This is a genomic window from Amycolatopsis sp. NPDC114505, assembly GCF_055633615.1.
The window spans coordinates 212,722-238,356 of record NZ_JBVKDV010000001.1 but is presented as its reverse complement, the minus strand read 5'-3'; the positions used below and the strand labels follow the sequence as shown (position 1 = coordinate 238,356).

The 25,635-nt window shown below is 72.1% G+C and carries 29 protein-coding genes; 13 read left to right on the top strand and 16 right to left on the bottom strand.

Annotated elements, in window-relative coordinates:
• Positions 1-57: 57 nt before the first annotated feature.
• Positions 58-888 carry an NAD(P)H-binding protein gene (locus tag ACZ7OU_RS01145; RefSeq protein ID WP_470253866.1) on the top strand — a complete coding sequence of 277 codons (831 nt, stop codon included), beginning with the start codon at positions 58-60 and terminating at the stop codon, positions 886-888.
• A 94-nt stretch (positions 889-982) separates the two neighbouring features.
• Here the strand turns inward: ACZ7OU_RS01145 and ACZ7OU_RS01140 are convergent, their stop codons facing one another.
• Together ACZ7OU_RS01140 and ACZ7OU_RS01135 are read right to left on the bottom strand one after the other, a co-directional pair.
• Positions 983-2,272 (bottom strand): LCP family protein, encoded by a 1,290-nt coding sequence (locus tag ACZ7OU_RS01140; RefSeq protein ID WP_470253865.1) that lies wholly within the window; start codon positions 2,270-2,272, stop codon positions 983-985.
• A gap of 38 nt (positions 2,273-2,310) precedes the next feature.
• Positions 2,311-3,831, bottom strand: coding sequence for an LCP family protein (locus ACZ7OU_RS01135; RefSeq protein WP_470253864.1), 1,521 nt, complete (start codon positions 3,829-3,831; stop codon positions 2,311-2,313).
• Between the two features lie 139 nt (positions 3,832-3,970).
• Here ACZ7OU_RS01135 and rfbB point away from each other — a divergent pair, with 139 nt between their 5' ends.
• Both rfbB and rfbD read left to right on the top strand, forming a co-directional pair.
• Positions 3,971-4,969: a dTDP-glucose 4,6-dehydratase gene (rfbB, locus tag ACZ7OU_RS01130; protein ID WP_470239243.1), complete on the top strand. Its 999-nt coding sequence runs from the start codon at positions 3,971-3,973 to the stop codon at positions 4,967-4,969.
• Positions 4,970-4,973: 4 nt separating this feature from the next.
• Positions 4,974-5,867: a dTDP-4-dehydrorhamnose reductase gene (rfbD, locus tag ACZ7OU_RS01125; protein ID WP_470253863.1), complete on the top strand. Its 894-nt coding sequence runs from the start codon at positions 4,974-4,976 to the stop codon at positions 5,865-5,867.
• Here rfbD and ACZ7OU_RS01120 read toward each other — a convergent pair.
• On the bottom strand, positions 5,849-6,676 hold the full coding sequence (locus tag ACZ7OU_RS01120; RefSeq protein WP_470253862.1) for a hypothetical protein: 828 nt from the start codon (positions 6,674-6,676) through the stop codon (positions 5,849-5,851). The genes rfbD and ACZ7OU_RS01120 overlap by 19 nt on opposite strands.
• Before the next feature lie 195 nt (positions 6,677-6,871).
• On the opposite strand from ACZ7OU_RS01120, the gene ACZ7OU_RS01115 reads away from it, so the two are divergent.
• Positions 6,872-7,018: a hypothetical protein gene (locus tag ACZ7OU_RS01115; RefSeq protein WP_470253861.1), complete on the top strand. Its 147-nt coding sequence runs from the start codon at positions 6,872-6,874 to the stop codon at positions 7,016-7,018.
• Here the strand turns inward: ACZ7OU_RS01115 and ACZ7OU_RS01110 are convergent.
• Genes ACZ7OU_RS01110 through ACZ7OU_RS01100 form a run of 3 tightly spaced genes read right to left on the bottom strand, consistent with a single transcriptional unit; the run spans position 7,004 to position 11,551 of the window.
• Positions 7,004-8,089 carry a glycosyltransferase family 4 protein gene (locus ACZ7OU_RS01110; protein WP_470239239.1) on the bottom strand — a complete coding sequence of 362 codons (1,086 nt, stop codon included), beginning with the start codon at positions 8,087-8,089 and terminating at the stop codon, positions 7,004-7,006. The two genes, ACZ7OU_RS01115 and ACZ7OU_RS01110, sit on opposite strands and share 15 nt — an antisense overlap.
• Positions 8,082-10,583 carry a glycosyltransferase gene (locus tag ACZ7OU_RS01105; RefSeq protein WP_470253860.1) on the bottom strand — a complete coding sequence of 834 codons (2,502 nt, stop codon included), beginning with the start codon at positions 10,581-10,583 and terminating at the stop codon, positions 8,082-8,084. The genes ACZ7OU_RS01110 and ACZ7OU_RS01105 overlap by 8 nt, the downstream gene beginning before the upstream one ends.
• Positions 10,584-10,615: 32 nt before the next feature.
• A complete protein-coding gene (locus ACZ7OU_RS01100) occupies positions 10,616-11,551 on the bottom strand; it encodes a glycosyltransferase family 2 protein (RefSeq protein ID WP_470253859.1) in 936 nt (311 codons plus the stop codon).
• Between the two features lie 9 nt (positions 11,552-11,560).
• On the opposite strand from ACZ7OU_RS01100, the gene ACZ7OU_RS01095 reads away from it, so the two are divergent.
• Positions 11,561-12,637 carry a glycosyltransferase family 4 protein gene (locus ACZ7OU_RS01095; RefSeq protein WP_470253858.1) on the top strand — a complete coding sequence of 359 codons (1,077 nt, stop codon included), beginning with the start codon at positions 11,561-11,563 and terminating at the stop codon, positions 12,635-12,637.
• Between the two features lie 53 nt (positions 12,638-12,690).
• Positions 12,691-13,839 (top strand): glycosyltransferase family 4 protein, encoded by a 1,149-nt coding sequence (locus ACZ7OU_RS01090; protein WP_470253857.1) that lies wholly within the window; start codon positions 12,691-12,693, stop codon positions 13,837-13,839.
• 123 nt (positions 13,840-13,962) lie between these two features.
• Here the strand turns inward: ACZ7OU_RS01090 and ACZ7OU_RS01085 are convergent, their stop codons facing one another.
• Entirely contained in the window at positions 13,963-14,496 is a 534-nt protein-coding gene (locus tag ACZ7OU_RS01085) for a hypothetical protein (RefSeq protein WP_470253856.1), read from the bottom strand.
• A 126-nt stretch (positions 14,497-14,622) separates the two neighbouring features.
• Here ACZ7OU_RS01085 and ACZ7OU_RS01080 point away from each other — a divergent pair, with 126 nt between their 5' ends.
• Positions 14,623-15,483 (top strand): glycosyltransferase family 2 protein, encoded by an 861-nt coding sequence (locus ACZ7OU_RS01080; RefSeq protein ID WP_470253855.1) that lies wholly within the window; start codon positions 14,623-14,625, stop codon positions 15,481-15,483.
• Here ACZ7OU_RS01080 and ACZ7OU_RS01075 read toward each other — a convergent pair.
• A complete protein-coding gene (locus ACZ7OU_RS01075) occupies positions 15,480-15,953 on the bottom strand; it encodes a hypothetical protein (RefSeq protein ID WP_470239232.1) in 474 nt (157 codons plus the stop codon). The two genes, ACZ7OU_RS01080 and ACZ7OU_RS01075, sit on opposite strands and share 4 nt — an antisense overlap.
• Before the next feature lie 141 nt (positions 15,954-16,094).
• Between ACZ7OU_RS01075 and manB the strand changes: the two genes are divergently transcribed.
• Both manB and ACZ7OU_RS01065 read left to right on the top strand, forming a co-directional pair.
• Positions 16,095-17,174 carry a mannose-1-phosphate guanylyltransferase gene (gene manB, locus ACZ7OU_RS01070; protein ID WP_470239231.1) on the top strand — a complete coding sequence of 360 codons (1,080 nt, stop codon included), beginning with the start codon at positions 16,095-16,097 and terminating at the stop codon, positions 17,172-17,174.
• A 2-nt stretch (positions 17,175-17,176) separates the two neighbouring features.
• Entirely contained in the window at positions 17,177-18,073 is an 897-nt protein-coding gene (locus ACZ7OU_RS01065) for a DNA-3-methyladenine glycosylase family protein (RefSeq protein ID WP_470253854.1), read from the top strand.
• Positions 18,074-18,180: 107 nt separating this feature from the next.
• On the opposite strand, the gene ACZ7OU_RS01060 is transcribed toward ACZ7OU_RS01065, so the two are convergent.
• Genes ACZ7OU_RS01060 through ACZ7OU_RS01030 form a run of 7 tightly spaced genes read right to left on the bottom strand, consistent with a single transcriptional unit; the run spans position 18,181 to position 22,881 of the window.
• Complete coding sequence (locus tag ACZ7OU_RS01060) at positions 18,181-18,483, bottom strand: hypothetical protein (protein ID WP_470239229.1); 303 nt, start codon at positions 18,481-18,483, stop codon at positions 18,181-18,183.
• Between the two features lie 2 nt (positions 18,484-18,485).
• Positions 18,486-18,851, bottom strand: a complete 366-nt coding sequence (locus tag ACZ7OU_RS01055) for a GntR family transcriptional regulator (protein ID WP_470239228.1) — start codon at positions 18,849-18,851, stop codon at positions 18,486-18,488.
• Positions 18,848-19,243, bottom strand: coding sequence for a hypothetical protein (locus ACZ7OU_RS01050; RefSeq protein ID WP_470253853.1), 396 nt, complete (start codon positions 19,241-19,243; stop codon positions 18,848-18,850). The genes ACZ7OU_RS01055 and ACZ7OU_RS01050 overlap by 4 nt, the downstream gene beginning before the upstream one ends.
• A 27-nt stretch (positions 19,244-19,270) precedes the next feature.
• The gene (locus ACZ7OU_RS01045) at positions 19,271-19,816 is read right to left on the bottom strand and encodes an NUDIX hydrolase (protein ID WP_470253852.1); all 546 of its coding nucleotides are present in this window, start codon (positions 19,814-19,816) and stop codon (positions 19,271-19,273) included.
• The gene (locus ACZ7OU_RS01040) at positions 19,813-21,207 is read right to left on the bottom strand and encodes a coenzyme F420-0:L-glutamate ligase (RefSeq protein ID WP_470253851.1); all 1,395 of its coding nucleotides are present in this window, start codon (positions 21,205-21,207) and stop codon (positions 19,813-19,815) included. Before ACZ7OU_RS01040 ends, ACZ7OU_RS01045 begins: the two co-directional genes overlap by 4 nt.
• Positions 21,143-22,132 (bottom strand): 2-phospho-L-lactate transferase, encoded by a 990-nt coding sequence (gene cofD / locus ACZ7OU_RS01035; RefSeq protein ID WP_470239224.1) that lies wholly within the window; start codon positions 22,130-22,132, stop codon positions 21,143-21,145. The genes ACZ7OU_RS01040 and cofD overlap by 65 nt, the downstream gene beginning before the upstream one ends.
• Complete coding sequence (locus tag ACZ7OU_RS01030) at positions 22,129-22,881, bottom strand: GNAT family N-acetyltransferase (RefSeq protein WP_470239223.1); 753 nt, start codon at positions 22,879-22,881, stop codon at positions 22,129-22,131. Before ACZ7OU_RS01030 ends, cofD begins: the two co-directional genes overlap by 4 nt.
• 59 nt (positions 22,882-22,940) lie before the next feature.
• On the opposite strand from ACZ7OU_RS01030, the gene ACZ7OU_RS01025 reads away from it, so the two are divergent.
• From ACZ7OU_RS01025 to ACZ7OU_RS01010, 4 genes are all read left to right on the top strand, one after another.
• The gene (locus ACZ7OU_RS01025) at positions 22,941-23,120 is read left to right on the top strand and encodes a hypothetical protein (protein ID WP_470239222.1); all 180 of its coding nucleotides are present in this window, start codon (positions 22,941-22,943) and stop codon (positions 23,118-23,120) included.
• A gap of 109 nt (positions 23,121-23,229) precedes the next feature.
• Positions 23,230-23,550 carry a ferredoxin gene (gene fdxA / locus ACZ7OU_RS01020; RefSeq protein WP_086680320.1) on the top strand — a complete coding sequence of 107 codons (321 nt, stop codon included), beginning with the start codon at positions 23,230-23,232 and terminating at the stop codon, positions 23,548-23,550.
• Entirely contained in the window at positions 23,547-24,638 is a 1,092-nt protein-coding gene (gene dapC, locus ACZ7OU_RS01015; RefSeq protein WP_470253850.1) for a succinyldiaminopimelate transaminase, read from the top strand. The genes fdxA and dapC overlap by 4 nt, the downstream gene beginning before the upstream one ends.
• A 39-nt stretch (positions 24,639-24,677) precedes the next feature.
• Positions 24,678-24,998, top strand: coding sequence for an antibiotic biosynthesis monooxygenase (locus tag ACZ7OU_RS01010; protein ID WP_470253849.1), 321 nt, complete (start codon positions 24,678-24,680; stop codon positions 24,996-24,998).
• Here the strand turns inward: ACZ7OU_RS01010 and ACZ7OU_RS01005 are convergent.
• Positions 24,979-25,626 carry a TetR/AcrR family transcriptional regulator gene (locus tag ACZ7OU_RS01005; RefSeq protein ID WP_470253848.1) on the bottom strand — a complete coding sequence of 216 codons (648 nt, stop codon included), beginning with the start codon at positions 25,624-25,626 and terminating at the stop codon, positions 24,979-24,981. The two genes, ACZ7OU_RS01010 and ACZ7OU_RS01005, sit on opposite strands and share 20 nt — an antisense overlap.
• Positions 25,627-25,635 lie beyond the last annotated feature (9 nt).

The following is a 25,635-nucleotide window of genomic DNA, read 5'->3' as shown; positions in this document are numbered from 1 at the left end:
CCGTGCTGAGTAGCTTTGCTTTGCAAGCAAATGTATCTCGGAAGCTGGGGGACAGCTATGTCCATTCTCGTCACCGGGGCGCGGGGCAACGTCGGTCGAGCCGTGCTCGACGCGCTCGTCGCCGCAGGTCAGGGCGTCCGCGCGGCGAGCCGCGACGCCGCCACGCTCGACGTCCCGACCGCCAAGGTCAGCGCCGATCTGGAGGATCCGTCCACACTGGACGCCGCGCTGGCCGGTGTCGACGCGGTGTTCCTGTACACGCGGCCGTCGGGGATCGAAGGGTTCGTGAAGGCGGCCGAGGCGGCCGGCGTGCGCCACGTCGTGCTGCTGTCGTCGGGGGCGACGCTCGAACCCCGGTCCTCGCAGAGCGGGATCGCACGGTTCCACCGCGCGGTGGAGGAGGCGCTGATCGCGGCACCGTTCGCCGAGACGCTGCTCAACCCGGGCTCGTTCGCGACGAACGCACTGGGCTGGCGCGCGGACATCGCCGCCGGAGTCGTCCGGACGCCGTACCCGGACTCCCGCGTCGGCGCGATCCACGAGCGCGACATCGGCGACGTCGCGGCGAAGATCCTGCTGGACGGCTCGCACGCGGGGGAGGCGCTGCGGCTGAGCGGTCCGGAGCCGATCAGCTTCCGGGAGCAGGCCGCGGTCCTCGCGGAGGTGCTCGGTAGGCCGCTGCGCGTGGAGGAACTGACGCCGGAGCAGGCGGCCGACCGGATGACGGCGCTGGGCTGGCCGCCCGAGGTGCCCCCGGAGGTCCTGCGCGCGACGGAGCGGACGACACGGGAGCCGTCGGTGGTGACGGACGTCGTGCGCGAGGTGACCGGGAAGGCGCCGCGGACCTTCCGGCAGTGGGTGGAGGACCACCGCGCCGACTTCAGTTGACGCGGGGCTGCCGGGGCATGACGCGCGGGGGTGGCGGTCGACGACCGCGCCCTTGCGCCCAGGAGGCTGCCGGCCGGCGACCCCGCCCCTGCGGTCAGTTGACGCAGGGGACTCCGCTGGAGGCCTCGAGCAGCGGTGCCGCGGCGGGGGCGGCGCCGCTGCCCGAACCTCCGCCCGTCGGAGCCCCGCCCGGGGCCTTGGCCGCCGCCGGGGCCGGGCGGCCCGCCAGGCCTGCCACGAACTCGCGCACCGCCTTCGGATCCACCTCGACGATGCTCTGGCCATCCTCGCTGCGGCCGTTGGCCGTGATCACCGGGATGGTCGCGAACGTTAGGTCGCCGGACGCGAGACCCTTCGCCTGCTGCGCGAACTCCAGCAGGTCGAGCCCCGGGTCCAGGGTCAGCGACTTGTGCACCGCGTCCATCAGGTTGCCGAGCGTGCCCGGGCTGGTCAGCGTGCCCGCCGACAGCACCTGGTGCAGCGCCGACGACAGGAACGCCTGCTGCCGGACGATCCGGTCGAGGTCGCCGCGCGGCAGGTTCTTGCGCTGGCGGACGAACGACAGCGCTTCCCCGCCCGATACCGTCTGCTCGCCGCGGCGGAAGTTCGCGCCCGAGTCCTTGTCCTCGGTCGAGTGGTTCAGGCACACCCTCACGCCGCCGAGGGCCTCGGTGAGCAGGTAGAAGCCCAGCAGGTTGATCTCGGCGTAGTGGTCGACGCGCACCTGCGTGAGGTCCTGCACCGCCTGCACCAGCACCCGGCGGCCCTCGGTGTCGGAGTCGCGCTCGATCTTCGCCTGGTCGCGCTCGCCCTGCGCGCGCAGCTGCTGCGCGAAGTGCGCCTTCGCGATGCCGTACGCCGAGTTGATCTTCGCCTTGCCGCGGCCCGGGACGTCGGTCCACGTGTCGCGCGGCACCGACACCGCCGACGGCTTCGAGCCGTTCTTCGGCACCCGCAGCAGGATCACCGTGTCGGTGTTCACCGCGCCGCTGTTGGCCTCGGTCCGCAGCTCCTTCAGCACCCGCAGCGGGAGCTGGTTGCCCTGCGCGTCCGTCCGCGCGTCGCTGCCGACGAGCAGGATGTCGTCGGCGCCGTCGTCCGCGGGTGGCGGCGCGGGCTCGCCGGCGCGCGGGGTGAGCGCGTCGGTCGTCGGGACGTTGCTCTGCAGCTGGTCCTTCGTGACGTAGGCGTAGCCGCTGACGCCGAGCGCGAGCACCGAGACGAGCCCGACCGCGAGCCGGCGGGTGACGCGCCCGGCCCGTCGCATCCGTGACGGCCTCGCGGCCACCGGAGCAGGGGCCGGTTCACGCGGGAACGGCGACGGCTTCCACTCCGGATCGTCGCGCTCCGTCACCGGATCCGGCTCTACCTGCTCGTCTTCCATCCCGGTTTATCCTCCCCCGACCACCCTGCGTACTCAGTCTAGTTGATGCAGGGAACGTCGCCCGCGGTGATCGGCGGCGCGGCGGGGGTGGAAGACGCCGGGGTCGACGGCACCTTCGGGGTGGTGGTCGGCGCGCCGCCCGGACCGGCGGCCGAGCTGCGGAAGTCCTTGCCCAGCAGCACGCGCACGTGCCCGGCGGCGACGTCCCGGTCCGGCTCGGCCTGGACGGTGGTGCCCAGCGCCTGCTTGACGAGGTCCAGCGCGGCGGTGTCGGCCGGGTTGTACCGGACGACGGTGGTGTTGCGGGTGCTCAGCTTCTGGTCGGCGGCGACCGTGAAGCCCTTGGTCTGCAGCGCCGAGTGCGTCTGGGCGGCCAGTGCCGCCGAGCCCGTGCCGTCGAACAGCTCGACCGTGACGGCGTTGGCGCCCGGCAGCTGGGCCGGTGCCGTCGTCGCCGGGGCGTCGCCGTCGAAGGTCAGCCGCGTCACCTCGGCCTGGACGGCGGCCTGGTCGACGCGCAGCACGTCGGCGCCGCCGATCACCGCGTTGCCCTGGGTGGGGATGGTGTGAAACTCGATGTTGCCGCCGGTCAGGCCGCGCATCTGCTCGCCGAACTCGGTCAGGTCCCAGCCCTGCGACAGCACCACGGACTTCTTCACCGCGGCCACCAGGTCGGCGATCTTGCCCGGGCTGGTCAGCACGTCGGTCGAGATCACCTTGCGGGCCAGGCCGGAGAGGAAGGCCTGCTGGCGGGCGATCCGGTCGAGGTCGTAGTTGGGCAGGTCGTAGCGCTGCCGGACGAACGCGAGCGCCTGCACGCCCTCGATCGTCTGCCGGCCGCCCGGCAGGTCCACGCCGGACTTCACTTCCTTGACCGGCCCCTTGAGACAGACCTCGACGCCGCCGATCGACTTGGTGATCTCGTAGAAGCTCGCCAGGTTGACCTCGGCGTAGCGGTCGATCATGCCCGGCTTGCCGATGAACTTCTCGATCGTGGCGATCAGGTTCTTCCGCCCGGCGACCTTCGCCTGCGCGTCGGCCTCCTTGAGGTCGGTCATGCCCTGGCGCTGCAACGTTTTGTAAGTGTCCGTGTACGCGTAGACAAAGGCGCTGTTGAGCTTGTGCTTGCCGTAGCCGCCGGCCAGCTCCACCCAGGAGTCGCGGGGGAACGAGATCGCGATCGCGTGCTTCCCGTTCTGGGGGATGTGCACGAGGATCATCGTGTCGGTGTTCAGCTCACCGTCGGAGACGCCGGCGTGCAGCATGTCGAGCACTTCGCGCGGGAGCGGGTTGCCCTGCGCGTCGGTGCGGCTGTCCTGGCCGACCAGGAGGATGTCGATCGCGCCGTCGAGCGGCTTCGCGTGCGCCTCGGTGTCGGCGAAGACGTTCGTGGTGGTCAGACCGGTGTTCGGGTCGCCGATGAAGTGCCAGCCGTACCAGGTCAAGGCCAGGATCGCGACGGACAGCAACGACACGACCACTTTGCCGCCGCGGCGGGCGAAGACCGCGACGCCGTAGCTCCGGCGCGCCGGGATGGGCGGCGCAGGCCATTCGGTCACGCGCTTCCTCCCCTGTGAAACCCCGTGCTTCCCCCAGGGCACCCCTGTGCCTCGATGATGACTCTACTGAGGGTGTTGTTGGACCTCCGTAGGCTGGGGGCCGATTGCCCCGGTCGGGGGCCTAGGGAAAGGCGGGAAGATGCGGGTCCTGGTCACCGGTGGTGCCGGCTTCATCGGGTCGCACTACGTCCGGCAGGTGCTGAGCGGCGCCTACCCGACGTTGCGCGACGCCGAGGTGGTGGTGCTGGACAAGCTCACCTACGCCGGCAACGAGGCCAACCTGGCGCCGGTCGCCGCCGACCCGCGGTTGCGGTTCGTCCGCGGCGACATCTGTGACGCCGCGCGGGTCGTGGAGGTCATGCGCGGGGTCGACCTGGTCGTGCACTTCGCCGCGGAGTCGCATGTGGACCGCTCGATCCTCGGTGCCGCGGACTTCGTCCTGACGAACGTGCTCGGTACGCAGAACCTGCTGCAGGCCGCGCTGGAAGCGGGCGTCTCGAAGTTCGTCCACGTGTCCACGGACGAGGTGTACGGCTCGATCGAGACCGGATCCTGGACCGAAGATCACATCCTGGAGCCGAACTCGCCCTATTCGGCGTCGAAGGCGTCCTCCGATCTGGTGGCGCGCTCCTTCTTCCGCACCCACGGGTTGCCGGTGTGCGTCACCCGATGCTCCAACAACTACGGTCCGTACCAATTCCCCGAGAAGGTCATCCCGCTGTTCGTCACGAACCTGCTCGACGGGCGGAAGGTGCCGCTCTACGGCGACGGCCTCAACGTCCGTGACTGGTTGCACGTGGACGACCACTGCCACGGCATCCAGCTGGTCGCCGACGGCGGGCGGCCCGGCGAGATCTACAACATCGGCGGCGGCACCGAGCTGACGAACCGGTCGCTGACCGAGAAGCTGCTCGCCTCGGTCGGCGCGGGCTGGGACAGCGTCGAGCCGGTCGAGGACCGCAAGGGTCACGACCGCCGGTACTCGGTGGACATCACGAAGATCGGTTCGGAGCTGGGGTACGCTCCGCGCGTGTCCTTCGAGGACGGTCTGGCCGCGACGGTGGCCTGGTACACGGACAATCGCGCGTGGTGGGAGCCCCTGGCGGAGCGGGCCGCGCTCAAGACGCTCAAGAAGTGAGGATGTGCTCGTGCGGCTGACGGTGCTCGTGCCCGGCGGTTCCGGACAGCTCGGCCGCGACCTGGCCGCTGCTTCGGGTGACGACGTGGACGTCGTCGCGCCGGGCTCGGCGGAGCTCGACCTGACGGCGACGGGCCAGGTGCTGGCGGCGGTCGGCGCACTGGCCGACCGGGCCCGCGAAACGGGCTCCGCGCCGGTCGTGATCAACGCGGCGGCGTACACGGCGGTCGACGCGGCGGAGAAGGACGAGGACCGCGCGTTCGCGGTCAACGCCGACGGGCCGCGGGTGCTGGCCGCGGCGTGCGCTTCCCGGCGGGTGCCGCTGATCCACGTGTCGACGGACTACGTCTTCGCCGGCGACGCCACCGCGCCGTACGAGCCTTCCGACGAGCTGGGGCCGCGGTCGGCGTACGGCCGCACCAAGGCGGCCGGTGAGGACGCGGTGCTCGGGTCGGGGGCGTCGTCCTGGGTGGTGCGGACCGGGTGGCTGTACGGGCACGCCGGGTCGAACTTCGTGAAGACCATGGTGCGCCTGGAGTCTTCGCGGCCGGAGCTGTCCGTTGTGGACGATCAGGTGGGCGGTCCTACTTGGACGTCCGATTTGGCCTCGGGGCTCATGGAGCTGGCTGCCCGGGTGGCGGCCGGGGACGGGCCGGAGCGCCGGATCCTGCACTGCACGAACGCGGGCGCGGTGAGCTGGCACGGCTTCGCCCAGGCGATCTTCACGCGGCTGGGGGCCGACCCGGCACGGGTGAAGCCGTGCACGACGGCGGAGTACCCCCAGGCGGCGACGCGGCCGGCGTACTCAGTGCTGTCGCCGGCTTCGTGGCAGGAAGCCTGGCTGACCCCGATGCGGCCGTGGGAAGAGGCGCTGGACGCCTACTTCGCGACGGCGTAAGAGTTCTCGAAGTCCGGCGGCGCGTTCTCCAGGAGACTGGCCAGCATGGCGAGGATCGCGGTGGGCACGACGTGGCCGCCGCCGGACAGCACCGGCCGGGCGGCCACGCGGGACCAGGTCAGCTCGCCTTCGACGACGGCGTTGAACATGAGCGCGACGTCCAGCCAGGTGAACCCGGCCTTCAGCCGGAGCCCGTAGGCGGCGGTGATCCGCACGTACAGGTCGGCCCAGCGCGGCATCAGGTGGTCGAGGTGCGCCTGGCAGAACTCGCGGACGCGCGGGTGGTTGGGCATCGCGTTCTGGACGGTGCTCTGCAAGCCGACCAGCGGGTCCTCCAGCACCGTCCGCACCTCGGCGTCGGCGAGCGTGCGCACCAGCTCGGCGAAGCTGACCCGCCGGATCAGCCGGTCGGTGACGGCGGTCATCTCGGCGAAGTGGTGGCGCTGGGGCGCCGGCCGGAACAGGTACGAGATGAGGTCCTCGGTGTAGCGGTCCTTCCGCTCCCAGCGGTACCGGAACATGTTGACGGTGAGCACGTTCGGGTTCCGCCGGGCGCGGTCGGCCTCGTCGGCGCGCTGCAGGATGCGTTCGCGCGAGACCGATTCGAAGAGCTTCGACCGGATCCCGGTCTCGAAGTCGGGCCCGGTGTGCCCGATCAGGTCGTCGCGCAGGAGCTGCAGCCCGAGCTCCAGGAACTCGCGGGTTTCCGGGCTGTTGGCCAGCTTCGCCCGCGTCTGGGCCAGCCTGCCGTAGGCGAGGTTCCGGAGGACGGGCCCGAGATCGTCGGGTGCGGCGGCGATGTCCGGCACGTGTCCTCCTCGGTGGCCACCCGATCGGCGCAACCAGAGCTGGTGCGCCAGGTCCGGGGACTACGTCTCGGGGCGCCCGGCCTTCGTTACCGGATCGGGCGGCCCGATACCGGTCCGTTGCGCCGGGTCGGCTTGGACCGAGCGCGGGCGAGGAGCGGACCGTGGTTCTCGCAGGTCCCGGAGAACGGAGTCGCGATGCTGGTGACGATGCGGTTGAGCACCTTGGCGAAGATCGTGGCCGGAGCCGTGCTGGCGACGTTCGTCGCCACGCTGCTGCTGGTGAGCGGCGATGCCTCCGCGCCGGCGCCGGATCCGAGGGCGGCCCGGTCAGTGGCGACCTGAGGCCAGCCGGTACGCGCCGACCGTCAGCTCGGCGCACGTTCGCCACGTGAAGTTCGCCGCGTGGGCTCGGCGGGCGGCCGATGTCGCCACCGCGTGTGGGTCCGTCACCGCCGTCCGCAGGGCCTCCGCCAAGCCGTCGACGTCGCCGAACGGGACGAGGCTCGCGCAGTCGCCCGCCACTTCGCGCAGTGCCGGGATGTCCGTGCACACCACCGGGACGTCCGACGCCATCGCCTCCAGCACCGGCAGGCCGAAACCCTCGTCGCGCGACGGCAGCACCAGCGCCGACGCGCCCGCGACGACCGTCCGCAAGTCCACATCGGACAGGTAGCCGGTCTGCGACAGCCGGGGGCCGCGGGGGAACGGGCCCGGGCCGGCGAACACCAGGTCCGGCAGGTCCGGGGCCGCCTCGTGCGTGCGGGTCAGCCAGTCGAGGCCCTTGCGCGGGCCCGCCGCACCGGCGAACAGCAGGTAGCGCGCGGGCAGGCCGAGCCGGGCGCGCCGCTCGTCGTCCGGGGGACGCGCGGTGAACCACGCCGGGTTCACGCCCAGCGGCGTCACCACGATCTTGTCCCGGTCGACGTCCAGGCGCTCCGCCACGGAGTCGGCCACCGCCGAGGTCGGCGTGCAGATCACGTTCGCCCGCCGCGCGCCGCGGCGGACCAGCTCCGGCAGGCCGCGGTCGCTCGGCGCCAGCTCCGCCGGGTTGTCGAAGAAGGCCAGGTCGTGGATCGTCACCACGCCCGCCGCGCGGAACCGGCCCGGCAGCACGAAGTTCGTGCCGTGCACGACGTCCGTCGGCCCGGCGAACAGCTCCACCGCCGGGAAGTCCGACCGCGTCCACGCCGCCCGCAGCAGCCGCGCCGCCACCGGGATCCCGCGGGCCCGCGCGCCGTACGGCAGCACGTGCCGCAGCCGCCGCCAGCCGCGCAGCGTGAACGCCACCGCGCGCGTGTCCACCTCGGGGATCGACACCAGCTCTTCGATCAGCGCGGACGTGTACCGGCCGATCCCGGTGCGCGAGCCGAGCAGCGGCGTGCCGTCGAGGAGGACGCTGAGGGACCTAGCCACGACGGAGCCGTTGCTTCACGATCTTCAAAGCCCGTCCGCCCGCGCGCCGCGCCAGCTCCGAAGCGCCACCGGCGGCGAGGTACTCCCGCACCAGATCGACGTCGCGGCGCACCATCGCGCGGCCGCGCACCGCCGGCGTCGTCACCAGGTCCGCGGACCCGGGCAGCCGGTCGGCGGCCGGGCGCGGGTCGCGGCAGAACTCCACCAGCGGCTTCAGCGCCTCCGGCCACGTGTACCGCTGCGCCACGACGGCGATCCGCTCGACGCAGCCCGCGGCGAACTCTTCGTCGTACAAACACTTTTCGAGCGCTTCGGCCAGCGCGTCGGCGTCCTCGGCCGGCACGACGACGCCCAGCCGCTCCGCGCGCACCAGGTCGGCGAACGAGTCGCCGTCGGTCGTCACGATCGGCAGGCCGGCCCACAGGTAGTCGAGCACCCGGGTGCGGAACGCGAACGTCGTCTCGACGTGTTCGTAGTGCGTCGTGACGCCGCAGTTCGCGTCCAGCAGCCAGTTCTGGCGCTCGTGGTAGGGCACCCACTGCTCGTTGAAGTAGACGTGCTTGTCCGTCAGCCCCAGCGAGTCCGCCAGCCGGATCGTCCGCGTGCCGATGTCCATCTCGGCGACCTCGGGGTTCGGGTGCTTCATGCCGAGGAACACCAGCCGGACGTCCGCGCGGCGACGGCGGAGCGTGTCGATCGCGCGGACCAGCGTCAGCGGGTCGAACCAGCTGTAGACCCCGCCCGCCCAGAGCACGACGTGGTCGGTGCCGCCGAGGCCGAGCGTCGAGCGGAGCCCCGGCCCGGTGCGGACCGGCGCCTGCGCCGACAGTCCGAAGGGGACGACCGCGAGCAGCGACTGCGTCGTCGGGTCGGCGTCGTAGAGCCGCGGGGAAAGCCGGCCCAGCGCGGCCAGGTGGCCGAGCCACAGGTGCCGCTGCCGCTCGGACGCGCAGAGGAAGAAGTCGCCGCGCTCGATCTGGGCGTCCAGGACCCGCGTGACGCCGGCGAGGTCGGCCGCGCGCTTGTCGTCGGCGACGCCCTTGCCCTGCTCCAGCAGTTCGAGGTGCATCGGGTCGTAGAGGTCGGCGACGACGATCTTGCCGCTGTGCTCCTTCTTCAGCGACGGCGCGAGCTCGAGCACGTGGCCCTGCAGGACGACGACGTCGGCCCAGGCGATCGGTGCGTCGAGCTCGCGGTGCTTGCCGGCGCTGACGCGGAACGGCGCGGGCGGCGGCGTCGCGAGCGGGTTGGTGGTCACCAGGTGGACGTCGTGCTCGGCGGCCAGCGCGAGTGCGATGTTCCAGGCGCGGATCGCCGGCCCGGCCATCCGCTCGGTGAGCGCGTCACCGGTGAGCACCAGGATCTTGCGACGCTGCCCGAAGGCCTTCTCGATGCCGAACGCCTCGACGAGGATGTCGTGCGCGGCGAGGTAGCGCGGCAGCGGGTACGCGGGCTCCAACGCCTTGCGCAGCAACGGAAGCAGGTCGGCGTCGGTGCGGACGCGGGCGGCCTGCTCGACCGCGCGCGACTCCGCCAGCGACGGCAGCTGCTCGACGAACTGGTCGATCGCGAGGATCCCGGCGAGCGTGGTCCGGGGGATCGCGACGTCGCCGGACTCGATCGGGCCGACGCCCTGCTCGAGGTCCAGCTGCGTGGCGTCCAGCTCGCCGCGGGCGGTGGCCCGGCGCACGGCGAGCGCGAGCGCCGCCGGCAGCGCCCTGACCAGGGTCTCGTCGGAGAGGTTCTTGTAGAGCGCGGCGAGGGCGTTGCGCTCCAGGAGGAAGGTCTCGCGGCCGGTTTCCGGCGCGTCGACCGCGGCCATCGTGCCGTGGTGACGGTGGTACGTCAGCGATTCGGGGACGTACCGGACGCGCCAGCCGCGGAGGTTGAGCCGCCAGCCGAGGTCGACGTCCTCGTAGAACATGAAGAACCGCTCGTCGAAGCCGGCCAGCTCGGCGAACACCGCGGCGCGGATGAACATCGCGGAACCGGTGCCGAACAGGACGTCCTTCGCGACCTCGTGCTCGGCGGCCGGGACGTCGGCCAGCGGCGACCCCGCGTGGCGCTTGTAGCCCATGCCGAACCAGGTCAGGCCGCCGTCGACGAAGTCGGTGCCGCTGCCGTCCCAGTCGAGGACCTTGCTGGCCACGGCGGCGACGCGGGGTTGCGCGCGCAGCTCGGCGACCGCGGCGGAGACCCAGCCGGGCGCCGGGCGGGCGTCGTTGTTGAGGAAGCCGAGGACGGTGCCCTTCGCGTGCTTCGCGCCGAGGTTGCAGCCGCCGGCGAACCCGGTGTTGCGGCCGGCCTCGATCACGCGGGCCTGGGGGACGGCTTCGCGGATGCGCGCGGCTTCGTCCGAATTGTCGACGCAGATCAGCTCGAGCTCGGGGTAGTCGTGCTCGGCGAGCGCGCGCAGGCAGGTGATCGTGTCGTCGGCGCCGCGGTAGTTGACCACGATCACCGAGACGAGCGGTTGCGGTGCCCCCTGCGCCAAAGCCTGCTCCTTCGTCGGGATTGAGCGCCAGCTTAAAGGCCAGCCCAAGCGTCCCAGACCGCGCCTCGGCCGAGTGCCGCGCGACGGCCGATCTTGCGGCGGGCCGCGAGTGTCGCGGGCAGCCTGACCACCACCTCGGCCAGTACCCGGCAGCGCAGCCCGAAGCGGAAGTTCGGGGCGGCCGGACGGCCCGGCCGCAACGGCAGCACCGCTGTCAACACGGCGAACCTGACCAGCTGGTTCACCGCCACCTCGCGGGGCGCGCAGCGCAGCAGCATGAGCAGCCGGTTGCGCTCGTTCCAGCGGTGGAACAGCGCCGAACCCAGCTCGGTGCTGACGCCGTGGGCGTGCCGGACGCGGGCGTCCGGCACCGCGACGACGTCCCACCCGGCCAGCCGCAGCCGCCACGCCGTGTCGGTGTCCTCGTAGTAGCAGAAGAACCCGGCTGGGACGCCGTGCACGCTCTTCAGCACGTCCGTCCGCAGGAGCGCCGCGCCGCCGCAGAAGCCGAACACCTCGGCGGCGGGCTCGGTGAGGTCGGCACCGTGGCCGTCGGCGGTCAGCCGGACCCCGGCGGACTGAGTGGTGCCGTCGGGCCGGACGAGCCGCGACGTCGCCGCGCCGGCCAAAGGCGCTTTTTCCAGGGTGTCTTCGAGCGTCGCGAGCCAGTCCGGCTCGGGCTCGGCGTCGTCGTTCAGCCACGCCATCAACGGCGTGTCGAGGCGCTTCGCGGCGACGGCGAGCGCTCCCGCGTAACCCGCGTTGCGGGGGAGACGAACTACTTGCGGACGCGAAGGATGGGCCGCGAGCAGGGCGGCGGTGCCGTCGTCGGAGGCGTTGTCCACCACGAGCGTCCGATGTGGACGCGTCTGCGCGGCGAGCGCGTCGAGGCAGGCGGTCACGTGCCCGGCACCCCGCCAGGTCACGACGACCACCGTGGTGGCGGGATTCGCGGTCACGTCCCGCACAATAGCCGCGTGCCCGAACTGGTCGTGCTCGCCGAGCAGCTCCTCGCGCCCGTGCCCGGAGGCACCGGGCGCTACACGGCCGAGCTGCTGCGCGCGCTCGCGAAGACCGCGCCGCCGGGCTGGACGGTGTCCAGCGTGGTCGCGCGGCACGCCGACGTCGACGCCGCCCGGCTCGAAGGCGTCGACGGCCCGCGCGTGCTGCGGATCCCGCCGCGAGGGCTGATCGGCGCCTGGCAGCTGGGGATTCCCTGGTGGCCGGGCGGCGACGCGGTGCACGCGCCGACGCCGTTCGCGCCGCCGCGCGCGCCGGCCGGGAAGACGTTGAGCGTGACCGTGCACGACACCGTGCCGTGGACCCACCCCGAGACGCTCACCGCGCGCGGGGTCAGCTGGCACCGGTCGATGATCGCGCGGGCGGCGCGGCGGGCGTCCGGGCTGGTCGTGCCGACGCGGGCGGTCGCCGACGAGCTGGCGGTGCTGATCGACGTCGACGTCTCGGTGCACGTCGTCCCGCACGGCGTGCGGGTGCCGGCCGGTTCCGTCGAGCTGGAGCTGCCCGAGCGGTACGTCCTGGCCGTCGGCACGATCGAGCCGCGCAAGGGGATCGACGTCCTGATCGACGCGGTGGCGGCCCTCGACGGCACGGTGCTGGTGCTCGCCGGGCAGCTGGGCTGGGGCGGCGTCGACCCGGTCGCGCTGGCCGCGGAACGAGGCCTGCCGGCGGACCGGCTGCGGATGCTGGGGAAGGTGTCGGACGCCGAGCTGGCGACCGCGCTGCGGCGGGCGAGCGTGCTGGCCGTGCCGAGCCTCGCCGAGGGCTTCGGGCTGGGCCTGCTCGAGGCGATGGCGGCGGGGATCCCGGTGGTGCACACCGATGCTCCCGCGCTGGCCGAGGTGGCGGGCGGCGCGGGGATCATGGTGCCGCGCGGCGACTCGGCGGCGCTGGCGGCCGCGTTGCGGGAGGTGCTGGAGTCACCGTCCGTGGCGGCCGAGCTCACTCGTTCGGGGAGGGAGCGCGCGAAGGCGTTTACCTGGCGTCGCGCGGCGGAAGCCGTCTGGGCCATTCACACTCGGGCGCACGGCTGACTGGTTTGCCAGTTCCCCACCATGACACCGGGTCACCGCCGTACCCTGCAGGGGTGAGCGAAGATCCCCGGGTCCTGATCGACGCGACCGCGGTTCCCGCGGACCGCGGCGGGGTCGGCCGGTACGTGGACTCGCTCGTCGCCGCCCTCGACGCGGACGGGGCGCGGGTCACCGTCGTCTGCCAGCCCCGGGACCTGCAGCTTTACGATCGGCTGGCGCCGTGCTCGCGCGTCGTGCCCGCTTCGCCGTCGACGACCACTCGTACCGCGCGGCTGACCTGGGAACAGGCGACCCTGCCGCGGCTGGTGCGCCGGCTCGGCGCGGACGTCGTCCACTCGCCGCACTACACGATGCCGCTGGCCACGTCGGCGGCATCGGTCGTCACGCTGCACGACGCGACGTTCTTCACCGACGCCGTCCTGCACTCGTCGGTGAAGGCCCGGTTCTTCCGCGCGTGGACGGCGACGGCGCTTCGCCGCGCGACGCTGTGCGTGGTGCCGTCCGCGGCGACGGCCGCGGAGCTGGCCCGCGTCGGCCCGGTGCGGCACGCTTCGCTGGAAGTCATTCACCACGGCGTCGACACCGAGCGGTTTCACCCGCCGTCACCGTCGGAGGTGGCGGCCGCCCGATCGGCGGTCGGCCTGGGGCGCACGCCGTATGTAGCGTTTTTGGGTGCTTTGGAGCCACGCAAGAACGTGCCGGCGCTGATCCGCGGGTTCGCCAGGGCGGTGGCCGGGCAGCGCGACGCGCCGGCGTTGGTGCTGGCCGGGCAGCCGGGCTGGGACACGCAGGTGGAGCGGGCGCTGGACGCCGTCCCGCACCGGCTCCGGGTGATCCGGGCAGGATATCTGCCCTTCGGGACACTGGCCGGGTTCCTCGGCGGGGCTTCGATGGTGGCTTATCCGTCGCTGGGCGAGGGTTTCGGCCTGCCGGTGCTGGAAGCGATGGCGTGCGGAGCGTGCGTGCTGACCACGCGACGCCTGTCGCTCCCGGAGGTCGGCGGCGACGCGGTGGCGTACTGCGGCGTCGGCGCGGGCGACGTGGCCGCGGCGATCGAGGAGCTGCTGGCGGACCCGGGCCGCCGCGCGGAGCTGGCAACGGCGGCTCAGCAGCGCGCGAAGGAGTTTTCCTGGGCGACGACCGCGGAGCGGCACCGCGAGGCGTACGCGAAGGCCTGGTCCCGCCACCTCCGCACCCGCTGAGCGCGGTCGGTCCGGCAACAACAAGTGGTAAGAGTGGTAAGATCGCTGTGCGAGGTCCCGGTGGGACCGAGTATGAAAGCCCGTGACGCGTCCGGACGGTCGTCTCACGGGCTTTTCGCCGTCCTAGGCCTCGATCCGCTCGGCGACCAGAGGGCTCGCGCGGCGTCGCCAGTCGCCACCCGCTCCGACGCACCAAGCCACCGCATCGGATATCCACAGAAGCGGTTCTGCCGTCGAGTCGACGTGTTCGTAGATGAGTTCGGTCTTCGAGGGACGGACGCCCAGCGCGTGCTGCAGGGTCTGGCGGTCCTGGCCGTCGCGGTGGTCGCGCGTGTCGAGGACCAGCCGATGGGCCTGCAGAGCGAGCAAGTCCTGGGCGAGCAGCGCGAGACAGCGCTGCCGGGCGGCTTCTTCGGTCTTGGGCGAGCACTTACCGACGTAAAGCCTCGATGTGACCGGTAGCGCGGCCATCCGATCGATGAGCATCCTGCGGCGAGGTTCCTTCTCCTTCTTGAAGTGCAGCTCGCGCGCGCCGCGGAGCAGGAGTGACAGCAACGCTCGCCGGGTGGGGGTCAGATGCGCGGGTTCCACGATCGTCGCGCACAGCAGATAAGTGCCGGCGCGAGCTGACTCGTCGACGAAGGCGTGCACCGTCATGGCTCCATCATGACGAGCTGGTTCTACGCGCCGCGTTCGGGTGACTACTTTTGGTGACAGGCGGTGTTTTGGTCACCGGTCGCGGGGTGGCGGGGTTGCGTTGGGTGACCGGTGGACAATGGCCGGGTGACTGAGCACTCCCGCTATGGCGACGATGTCGGCGTCGTGACCGTGACCTACTTCTCCGAGGACACCATCGAGCGGTTCCTCGAGACCCTCGAGAAGGCCACCGAGCGCGAGGTCAAGGTGGTCGTCGCGGACAACGCGTCCGTCGAGGGTGCCCTCGAAGAAGTCGCGAAAAAGCACAAGAACGTGCAGCTGCTCAACATCGGGGGAAACGTCGGCTACGGGGCCGCCGCCAACCGCGGTGCCGCCGAGCTGGACGACCGGTACGGCTGGGTCGTCGTCGTCAACCCGGACCTCGAATGGGAGCCGGGCTCGCTCGACGCGCTCCTCGACGTCGCGAGCCGGTGGCCGCGAGGGGGTGCCTTCGGGCCGCTCATCCACGACCTCGACGGCACCGTCTACCCCTCGGCGCGGCTGCTGCCGTCGTTCGGGCGCGGCATCGGGCACGCCGCCTTCGCGAAGGTCTGGCCGGGCAACCCCTGGACGAAGCAGTACCGCCAGGAGACCGGCACGCCGGTCGAGCGCACGTCGGGCTGGCTGTCCGGTTCGTGCCAGCTCATCCGCCGGGAGGCGTTCGACTCCGTCGGCGGCTTCGACACGCGCTACTTCATGTACTTCGAGGACGTCGACCTCGGCGACCGGCTGGCGCAGGCGGGCTGGCTGAACGTCTACGCGCCGTCCGCGAGCGTCACCCACGAAGGCGGGCACTCCACGTCGCAGGCGTCGAAGAAGATGCTCAAGGCCCACCACGACAGCGCTTACCGCTACCTCGCCGACCGCCACCCGGGCCTCGTCTGGAAGCCGGTGCTGGCCGCCGCGAAGCTCGGCCTCGCGCTCAGGCTGAAGCTCGAGACCCGCTAGATCCCGTCGAGCCGGCGCGAAAGGTCGGACCGGCCGTTGGTCTGCGTCACCGTCGGCACCAGTCCGGTGTCCTCCGGGTCGGGTTCCTTCAGCGGGCTCGTGATCGGCTCGGCCTGGGGACGGCGGGCCAGCGGCGTCGTCACCGGGGTCTTCATCGGTGTCGTCGGCGACGGCGTGCTCAGCGGCGCTGTCGCCTGCGGACGACGGACGGCCGAGCCACCGGTGGCCTCCAGCCGCCGCGTGGGCGACGCACCCGCGAGCGGGTGGTCGTTCTCCTCGATCAGCGACGCCGGGAGCTGCGTGGTCGTGTCCGGGTCCTGGCGTCTGTCGAGGCCGTCGATGGCGGCACGCGGTATCTGCTGCGTGTTCGAGGCGTCCATCGGCGAGATGGCGCTGTCCGGCGTCACCACGAACACACCGCGCGCCTGGGCTCGTGCGAGCAGGGCGTCCGCCCGATCGCGGGGGTCCATCCCCTCGGCCTCCCGACTGACCCGGGGCCCTCTGGGGAAAGGCCCGCCTGTTTCCTGTCTAGGGTAGGCCCTCCGGGCGACCTCCGTCAGGGTTTCCCGCGGCTTGTCGCTCAGCGGTGCGTGATACAGGAGGAGATTTCCGTGACGTCCGAGGTCGAGATCGACGCCGTCGTGCTGGTCGGGGGCAAGGGCACGCGCCTGCGGCCACTGACGCTATCGGCGCCGAAGCCGATGCTCCCGACAGCCGGGACGCCCTACCTGAGCCACCTGTTCTCGCGCATCCGCGAGGCCGGGATCCGGCACGTGGTGCTGGGGACGAGCTACCGGGCGGAGGTGTTCGAGGAGTACTTCGGCGACGGCAAGTCGATCGGTCTGGACCTCGAGTACGTCGTCGAGGAGAACCCGCTCGACACGGCGGGCGCCATCCGGAACGTCTACGACAAGCTGCGCGCCGACCACGTGATCGTCTTCAACGGTGACATCATCTCCGGCTCGGACCTCGGCGAGCAGCTGCGCGTGCACCGCGAGTCCGAGGCCGACGTCACGCTGCACCTGCAGCGCGTGCCCGACCCGAGCCGGTTCGGCTCGGTGCCGACCGACGAGACCGGCCGCGTCCAGGCGTTCCTCGAGAAGACGCCGAACCCGCCGACCGACCAGATCAACGCCGGCTGCTACGTCTTCCGCCGCCCGGTGATCGAGGCCATCCCGACCGGGCGTCGAGTCTCCGTCGAGCGCGAGACGTTCCCGCAGCTGCTGGAGCAGGGCGCGCACATCCAGGGCTTCGTCGACGCGTCCTACTGGCTGGACGTCGGCACGCCCGAAGCGTTCGTCCGCGGGTCGGCCGACCTCGTGCGGGGCGTGGCGCCGACGTCGGCGCTGCCCGGCCGCCCCGGTGACTTCCTGGTGCTCGACGGCGCTTCCGTGGCCGAAGACGCCCAGCTGTCCGGCGGCTCGACGATCGGCGTCGCCGCCGTGGTCGGCTCGGGCGCGAAGATCGACGGCTCGGTGCTCTTCGACGGCGCTGCCGTGTCCGAGGGCGCGATCGTCGAGCGCTCGGTGCTGGGACACGGCGCGCGCGTCGGTGCCGGCGCGGTGCTGCGCGGGGTCGTGCTGGGCGACGGCGCGTCCGTCGGCGCCGGCTGCGAGCTGCTCGACGGCGCCCGGATCTGGCCGGACGTCGTGCTGCCGGACGGTTCCGTCCGCTTCTCGAGCGACGCGTAGCGATGTTCTGGCGTCCCGCGTTCGAGGTCGACCTGGGCGGTGTCCTGGGTCCGCTGAAGCGCGGGCGCGGCTCGCTGAACATCCTCACCGACGAGCGCGGGATCACGTGGCTCGCGTCGAACACCCCGGACGGCCCGGGCACGCTCGCCCTGCGCAAGCTGACCGACGGCCGGATCGAGGCGGCGGCCTGGGGCGACGGCGCGGACCGGCTGCTCACCGGCGTTCCCGCGCTGCTCGGCGCGGACGACGACGATTCGGAGTTCGTCGCGCACCACGACGTCGTCGCGCGCGCCCGGCGGGAGAACCCGGGGCTGCGGCTCGGCTCGACCGGGGTGGTGTGGGACTGGCTGGTGCTCGCGGTGCTGGAGCAGAAGGTGACCGGCAAGGAGGCGATCCGGTCGTGGGCCGAGCTGTGCCGCCGGTTCGGCACGCCGGCGCCCGGGCCGGGGCCGGAGCGGCTGCGCGTGCCGCCGACACCGGTGGCGCTGCGGTCGCTGCCGGACTGGCACTGGCACCGCGCGGGTGTCGACATCAAGCGCCGCACGGCGTTGCTCAACGCGGCGCGCGTCGCCGGTCACCTGGAGCGGGCGGTGGAGCTGCGCGGACTCGAGGGCCGTCATCTGCTCCGGCACGTCCCGGGCATCGGGGTGTGGACGGCGGCGGAGGTGGCGCAGCGCGCGTGGGGCGACCCGGACGCGGTCAGCTTCGGCGACTACAACATCCCGTCGATGGTCGGGAACGCCGTGCTGGGCCTGAAACTCGACGACGCGGGCATGGCGGAGGTCTTGGCGCCGTATGCCCCGCAGCGGCAGCGAGCGGTGCGCTATCTGGAGGCGGCAGGGCATCGGCGGCCACGGTTCGGCCCACGGATCGAGCTGCGCGACTACCGCGCGATGTGACGCCCCGGGCTACTGCTGCGGCGGTGGCCGGACTGCGCCGTCGGGGCACCGGCGGCCTCGGTCCGCGGATCGAGCTGCGCGACTACCGCGCGATGTGACGACGCGGGCTACTGCTGCGGCGGGTAAGGCGGCTGCTGCCCCGGAAAGCCTTGCTGCGGCGGATATCCCGGCTGCTGACCCGGGTACCCCTGCTGCGGCGGGTAGCCGGGCTGCGCCGGCGGGTATCCCGGCTGCTGGCCCGGATAACCCGGCTGCTGGCCCGGGTAGCCCTGCTGCGGCGGGTAGCCGGGGTAGTGCTGCGGCGGGTACGGCGGCAGCTTCGGCTTGTTGTTCACGTTGATCAAGACCACCACGACCGTCGCGACCAGCGCGACCGGTATCAGGATGATCAGCAGCATCAGCACGCTCACGGTCAGCTCTTCCCCTCGTCGAGTGCGGCGCGGGCGATCGCCAGCGCTTCCGCGTCGTCCAGGCCCAGTTTGCGGGTGAGCGCAGCGTATTCCGCCGCCGCCTGCTGGGCGCGGCGGCGGCTCTGGTCGCCTGATGCCGCGACGAAGCTGCCCGCCCGGCCGCGCGTCTCGATCAGGCCTGCTTCCTCCAGCTCGCGGTATGCGCGGGCCACCGTGTTCGGGGCGATCCCCAGGTCGGCGGCGAACTGCCGGACCGTGGGCAGCTTCGTGCCGACCGCCAGCGAACGGTCGTTGATGCGCGTCGCCAGCCCGGACCGGACCTGCTCGAACGGGGGGACCGGCGAACCGCTGTCGAAGGGGATGATCACCAGCTCTGCGGACCCGCTCCCGGGCCCGGCGGCCGTTGCCCGTACGGACCCTGCGGCGCGTACTGCTGCTGGGGCATCGGCTGTGACGGCGGGTACGCCTGCTGCGGCGGGAATCCCTGCTGCTGCGGCGCGAAACCCTGCTGCGGCGGATACGGCTGCGTGAACCCCTGCGGCGGCGGCGGAAACCCTTGCTGCGGCGGGAAGTTCGGAGGGAACTGCCCGCTCTTCTTCATCGCCTCTTCGCGGCGCATCTTCGACACCCGCACCGCCACCACGATCACGAACACGATGATCGCCAGGATCAGCAGGCCGACGACTATGTAGCCGAACACCCCGCTGTCCCCGCCGCTGCCGGAGTGATAGTGCACCCGCTCGGGGAACTGCGTAGCCATGTGGTCCCTCCCTCTCCGCAGCCCAGGCTAGTGCCCGGCACCGACAGGAACGGCCGCTTTCACCAGATCGGCGAGATCTTCGGACCCCGCCGGGAGCGCGTCCACCGGCCACCACCGCAGGTCGTCGGACTCGTCGCTGCGCACCGGCTCCGCGCCCGCCGGGGCGTGCACCGCGTACCGGACGTCGAAGTGCCGCGTCGGCACGCCGAGGGAGCAGGTGATCGGGTGGACGTCGAGGTGCACCGGCTCCGGGGAGATCCGCAGCCCGGTCATGCCGGACTCCTCGGTGGCCTCCCGCAGCGCCGCCCCGGCCAGCGAGATGTCGGAAGGTTCGCAGTGCCCGCCGAGCTGCAGCCAGCGGCCGACGCGCGGGTGCAACGTCAGCAGCACCCGCGTCCCGGTGTGGTCCAAAACCACCGCCGACGCCGTGAGGTGCCCGGCCTCGCACGAGCGCTGACAGCTGTCCTCGCGCGCCGCGAGGAACCCGAGGAACGCCTGCCGCAGCGACTCCTGGGACGCGAGCGCGGGCCGCCACGAATCCAGCGTCGTGACGGCGTCTTCGTGCAGGCTCACAGCTCCAGCAACCCTTCGCCCGGCGAGGCCGACCCCCGCGGGGCCGGTTCGGTGAGCGGGACGCCGATCGCGACCGAGCCCAGTGGCTGCCAGTTTTCGGCCAGGCCGAGGACGTCACGCACGATGTCGGCCGCGAAGATCGTCGACCCGATCCAGCACGAGCCGAGGCCTTCGGCGGCGAGCGCGACCAGCAGGCCCTGCACCGCGGCCCCGCCGGCGACGGTGAACATCGTCCGTTCGCAGTCGTTGCGGCGGGCGTCGGGGTAGGTGTGCGCGCCGTCCGGCACCAGGAAGGGGATGACGACTTCCGGTGCCCGGTAAAGGATGTCACCGCGGCTGAGCCGTTTCGCGACCTGCTCCGGCGTGAATTCGTCACCGGACAGGTCGGCCTGCCACGCTTCGCGCATCGCGTCGAGCAGCTGCTTGCGTTTCCCGCCGTCGCGCAGCCAGACGAACCGCACCGGGTGCGTGTGGTGCGGCGCGGGCGCGGTGAGCGCGGAGCCGACCGCCCGCCGGATCGACGTCGGCGAGACCGGTTCGTCGCTGAACTGCCGCACGGACCGCCGGACCGGCACCGCTTCCCGGCGGCCCTGCGCGATGGCCTCGTTCGTGCCCAGCCGGAAGAGGTCCTCCTCGAGCGGGCGGACCAGGTTCCGGGCCGTCGAGCCGTCGTCGAAGATGTCCAGACCGCGGACGACGGCGACCGGCGTGCCGCCGAGCTTGCCCTTGACCAGGTCGGCGGCCGCGGCGAGCTCGTCGGCGATCGCGACCTCGGTGACGGCCAGCTCGTTGCCCTGCCCGTCGATCTCGCCGCGGTAGGCGTGCAGCACGCGCAGCCCGGACGAGCCGATCGCGGCGTCGGTCTGCCCGACCCGCCACGCGCGGCCCATCGTGTCCGTGACGACCACCGCGACCTCGACGCCGAGCCGCTCGCGCAGCCCGTTGCGCAGCGCCAGCGCCGACGCGTCCGGGTCAGCCGGCAGCAGCGCGACCTCGTCACCCTCGACGTTCGACGCGTCGATGCCCGACGCCGCCTGCACGATCCCCAGGTGGTTCTGGGTGATCACCGTGCGCGCGATCCGCGCGACCACCCGGACGGCCTCGCGGTCGACGAGCTTGCGGCGCTCGGCGTCGCGTACCTCGGGGTCCGCGGGCACCTTGACGAGCCTGCCCTCGGCCTTCGAGACGATCTTGCTGGTCACGACCAGGACGTCACCCGAGCGCAGCCAGGGCGCGGCCTCGACGATCGCGCCGGTCAGGTCGTCGCCGGGGCGGAACTCCGGCAGCCCGCTGACGGGCAGGATCTCCAGCTTGGGCGAGGCGTGGTCATTCAACGGGGGCTCCAGCCAGTTCGAGCGCGGCACGGGCCATCGCCGCGGTCGCGTCCACATCGGACATCAGCAGCGGGACGTCGCGGACGGTCACGCCCGGCACGTCCGCCGTCTCGCCTTCCGCGATCAGCCAGCCGTCCAGCACGCCGTCGGCCTTGCGCGAGCCGTAGTGCCGGCCCACCGCCTCCGCCGACGTCTCGACGCCGATCGCGGTCAGGCACGCGTCGGCCATGCCGCGCAGCGCCTTGCCGCCGATGATCGGCGACACCCCGACGACACCCGCGGACGTCTTGCGCAGCGCGTCCCGGATCCCCGGCACGCCCAGCGTGGTGCCGACCGACACCACCGGGTTCGACGGCGCGAGCAGCACGGCGTCGGCGTCCTTGATGGCCTCGAGCACGCCGGGCGCGGGCTTGGCCTCGTCGTTGCCGACCGCGACGATCGAGTGCGCCTTCGGCTCGGCGCGGTAGCGCACCCACCACTCCTGGAAGTGGATGGCCTTCTGCTGTCCGTCCTGCTCCGGGTCGTCGATGACGACGTGCGTCTCGACGCGGTCGTCCGACATCGGCAGCAGCCGGACGCCGGGCTGCCAGCGGTCGCACAGGGCCTCGGTCACCGCCGACAGCGGGTAGCCCGCGCGCAGCATCCGCGACCGGATGAGGTGGGTGGCGATGTCCTTGTCCCCGAGCCCGAACCAGTCCGGGTCGGCGCCGTAGGCCGCCAGCTCCTCCTTGACCACCCAGGTCTCGCCCGAGTGCCCCCAGCCGCGTTCCTTGTCGATTCCGCCGCCCAGGGTGTACATGCAGGTGTCCAGGTCCGGGCAGATCCGCAGGCCGTGCATCCAGACGTCGTCGCCGGTGTTGACCAGCGCCGTCACCTCGTGCTCCGACTCGCTCGCGCCTTCGGGCGACATGCCCAGCGCCGACTTCAAACCCAGCAGGAAGCGGGCCCCGCCCACTCCGCCGACCATTACCACGATCTTCACGACGTCGAATCCTCGCACGAGCCGGGTGCGGGCACCCAGTACCGGTATCTGTGGTGCGGGGCGTAGCCGAGCCCCGCGTAGAGCGCGAGCGCGCCCGAGTTCCCCTCCGCCACCTGCAACACCCCGTGGTCCGCTCCGTGTTCCGCGCCCCACGTGTGCAGAGCGCCCATCAGCGCCGACGCGAGCCCGCGGCGGCGGAAGGCGGGATCCACCTCCAGGCGCCCGACGTGCAGCCAGCCGTCGACCAGTGCGCCGCGGACGACCCCGGCGGTGGCGCCGTCGAGCGTCGCGACGCCGTACCCGACCTTCCCACCGGTCAGGACGCTCCGGGCGGCCGGGATGTCCTCGCCGGGCCCGAGCGTGAGGTCCCACCACGCCGGCGTCGGCTCGTCGTGCACGACGACGCCGTCGGCCGGGGACGCGCCGGTCAGCGGCGCGGTGAGCACGACGACCTCGTGGCCGCGGTGGTGCCGCGTCGCCTGGAACCAGCCCTCGGCGACGATCGCCCGCTCGTTCGGGCTGTCGCGGAGCACCTGCACCATCGGCTGGATCCCCCGATCGTGGGCGAAGTCACACACCGCGCGCAGGGCGTCCGGGATCGGCAGGCCGGGGTCGCCGACGGCGAGCGCGCTGTTCGCACGGCCGGTGAAGCCGTCCGCCCAGCGCAGCCGCCAGGTCCCCAAGGGTTTTTCGACCAGCGGCGGCCATGCTCTGCTGCAGGCGATTTCGAGCGTCTCGGGTGCGTTCACCGCTAGATTGTCCCCAAGGCCGTGAAAGGCGCGGAGCGGATTTTCCCGAGGAGGTGGCCGTGGGCATCCAGCGCAAGGACGAGCGGCACAACGAGAAGCTCGTCGACGAGATCTCCGAAGGGTTCAACCGCGCCGTGGGGGAGAAGAAGTCCGACAGTGACGCGGGCGAGGCACCCAAACCCCGCTTCGTCATCACCGGCGACGCGCGGGCCACCCCACCGCGGCGCCGGGAGAGGTGAGCGCCATACCCGGGGAATGGCTAAGGCTTGCCTCACCAACCGAACGGGTGGCCGAACCGCGTAGTGTCGGCCACGACTGGCTGTTTGCAGAGAAAAGCAGGAGTGCGCAGTGACCTACGTGATCGCCGAGCCCTGCGTCGACGTGCTCGACAAGGCGTGTATCGACGAGTGCCCCGTGGACTGCATCTACGAGGGCGAGCGGATGCTGTACATCCACCCGGACGAGTGCGTCGACTGCGGCGCCTGCGAGCCGGTCTGCCCGGTCGAGGCGATCTACTACGAGGACGACGTCCCGGACAACTGGTCGGACTACACCAAGGCCAACGTCGACTTCTTCGATGAGCTGGGCTCGCCCGGCGGCGCCTCCAAGGTGGGCAAGACCGCGCACGACCCGGGGTTCATCAAGGCCCTGCCCCCGCAGGGCGAATGAGCCGGGTCGCGCTGCCCGACTTTCCCTGGGATTCGCTCGCCGAGGTCAAGGCCACGGCGAGCGCGCACCCCGGCGGGATGGTCGACCTCTCCATCGGCACGCCCGTCGACCCGGTCCCGGCCGGCATCCGCGACGCGCTCGCGTCGGTGTCGGAGATCCCGGGCTACCCGACGACGCACGGCATCCCCGCCCTGCGCGCGGCGGCCATCGCCGCACTGGGCCGCCGTCACGGCGTCACCGGCATCGAGCCGGACGCCGTGCTCCCGACGATCGGGTCGAAGGAGGCCGTGGCCTGGCTGCCGCGGCTGCTCGGCTTCGGCGCGGGTGACCTCGTCGTCATCCCGGAGCTGGCCTACCCGACGTACGAGGTAGGGGCGCTCCTGGCGGGCGCGTCGATCCTGCGCGCGGACAGCACGGTCGCGCTCGGCCCGCAGCGGCCGGCGATGATCTGGATCAACTCGCCGTCCAACCCGACCGGCAAGGTGCTCCCGGTCGAGCACCTGCGCAAGGTCGTCGAGTGGGCCCGCGAGCGCGAGGTCGTGGTGGTGTCCGACGAGTGCTACCTGGCGCTGGGCTGGGAGACGTCGCCGCTGTCGGTGCTGCACCCGGACGTCTGCGGCGGCAGCACCGAGGGCCTGATCGCGGTGCATTCGCTGTCGAAGTCGGCGAACCTGGCCAGTTATCGAGCCGGTTTTTTGACCGGCGACCCCCGGCTGATCGCCCAGCTGCTGGAGATCCGCAAGCACGCGGGCATGATCGTGCCCCGCCCGGTCCAGGAGGCGATGGTCGCCGCTCTGACCGACGACGAGGCCCTCACCGCTCAGCGCGAGCGTTACGCACGGCGCCGGCTGGCGTTGCGGAAGGCGTTGCAGGACAACGGTTTCCGGATCGACCATTCCGAGGCGGGGCTGTACTTGTGGGCCACGCGGGATGAGGAAGCGTCGGCGACGGTCGAGTGGCTGGCCGACCGCGGGATCCTGGTGGCCCCGGGCACGTTCTACGGCCCGGCCGGCGGTAAGCACGTCCGGGTCGCGTTGACCGCGACGGATGAGCGCGTTGACGCCGCTGTGGAGCGCCTGACCGCCTAACGGCGAAAACTGTCGGTGCTCCCCGGCTAGGTTCCAGCGGTGACGACGATCGAACTGGCCCGCTTCCGGGTCGACGATGCCGCGGTGGAACAGCTGGTGGCGGAGCGCCCGGCGATGGTCGAGGCGATGCGACGGCGGTTCCCCGGTTGTCTCGCCGCGTACCTGACCCGCGAGGACGACGGTGGCTGGCTGGACGTCGTCCTCTGGCGCAGTCGGGCCGAGGCCGATGAGGCAGCCCGGCTGATCGGCTCGGTGCCCGAGTGCGCCGCCTGGTTCCGGCACATCGGCACGTCCGCGGGGCCGCGTCACGTCGAGGTCGTCGATGCCTGGCCGGAACCCGTCAGTAGTCCCGGCCCGTGAAGCCCCGGTAGACGAACCGCGTGAGCGCCTCGATCGCCTCTTCGTCCGTCGGTGGGGTCCAGCCCGCCGGAGCCGGGTCGAGGAGCCACATCTGGGCGAAGCTGTCGACCAGCTGGTACATCATCGCGATCGACAGCTCCGTGCTCGCCGGGAGGCGCATCCCCGCCGCCGTCACGTGGGCCAGGTGGCCGTTGAGGTCCGATGCCTGGGTCGCGCCGAAGCTCGCCAGTGTGCGGGCGAACGCGTCGTTGACCATCGACGCCTGGCGCAGGGCCTGCATCGTCGACGCGTGTTCCCGGTAGAAGTCCCAGTACTGGGCCACGTGCCAGCGGACCGCCGCCGGGTCGCTGAAGTCCGACAGGTGACCCTCGGTCAGCGCGCTCTCGTCGCCTGAGGCCGCGATGTCGGCCAGGAGCGCCTCGAGCAGCTCCTCCTTGCCCGCGAAGTGGTTGTAGAACGACCCCGCGGCCCGGCCGGCCTCGGCGGTGATGTCCGTGATCTTCGTGTTCAGGTAGCCCTTGCGCGCGAACACGCGCCGGGCCGCCGCCTTCAGTGCGGTCTCCGTCTCCGCGGCCTTCTCCTTGCGGTTCACCGCCACCTCCTTGACGCCGGACGCTAGCAGTGTCATTCTGAATCC

What these genes read in the sequence shown, in the direction of transcription:
- ACZ7OU_RS01145 (WP_470253866.1), top strand. Translation starts at nt 58, where the DNA reads ATGTCCATTCTCGTCACCGGGGCGCGGGGCAACGTCGGTCGAGCCGTG.
- ACZ7OU_RS01140 (WP_470253865.1), bottom strand. Translation starts at nt 2,272, where the DNA reads ATGGAAGACGAGCAGGTAGAGCCGGATCCGGTGACGGAGCGCGACGAT.
- rfbB (WP_470239243.1), top strand. Translation starts at nt 3,971, where the DNA reads ATGCGGGTCCTGGTCACCGGTGGTGCCGGCTTCATCGGGTCGCACTAC.
- ACZ7OU_RS01115 (WP_470253861.1), top strand. Translation starts at nt 6,872, where the DNA reads ATGCTGGTGACGATGCGGTTGAGCACCTTGGCGAAGATCGTGGCCGGA.
- ACZ7OU_RS01085 (WP_470253856.1), bottom strand. Translation starts at nt 14,496, where the DNA reads ATGACGGTGCACGCCTTCGTCGACGAGTCAGCTCGCGCCGGCACTTAT.
- ACZ7OU_RS01075 (WP_470239232.1), bottom strand. Translation starts at nt 15,953, where the DNA reads ATGGACCCCCGCGATCGGGCGGACGCCCTGCTCGCACGAGCCCAGGCG.
- ACZ7OU_RS01065 (WP_470253854.1), top strand. Translation starts at nt 17,177, where the DNA reads ATGTTCTGGCGTCCCGCGTTCGAGGTCGACCTGGGCGGTGTCCTGGGT.
- ACZ7OU_RS01050 (WP_470253853.1), bottom strand. Translation starts at nt 19,243, where the DNA reads ATGGCTACGCAGTTCCCCGAGCGGGTGCACTATCACTCCGGCAGCGGC.
- ACZ7OU_RS01040 (WP_470253851.1), bottom strand. Translation starts at nt 21,207, where the DNA reads ATGTGGACGCGACCGCGGCGATGGCCCGTGCCGCGCTCGAACTGGCTG.
- dapC (WP_470253850.1), top strand. Translation starts at nt 23,547, where the DNA reads ATGAGCCGGGTCGCGCTGCCCGACTTTCCCTGGGATTCGCTCGCCGAG.
- ACZ7OU_RS01005 (WP_470253848.1), bottom strand. Translation starts at nt 25,626, where the DNA reads ATGACACTGCTAGCGTCCGGCGTCAAGGAGGTGGCGGTGAACCGCAAG.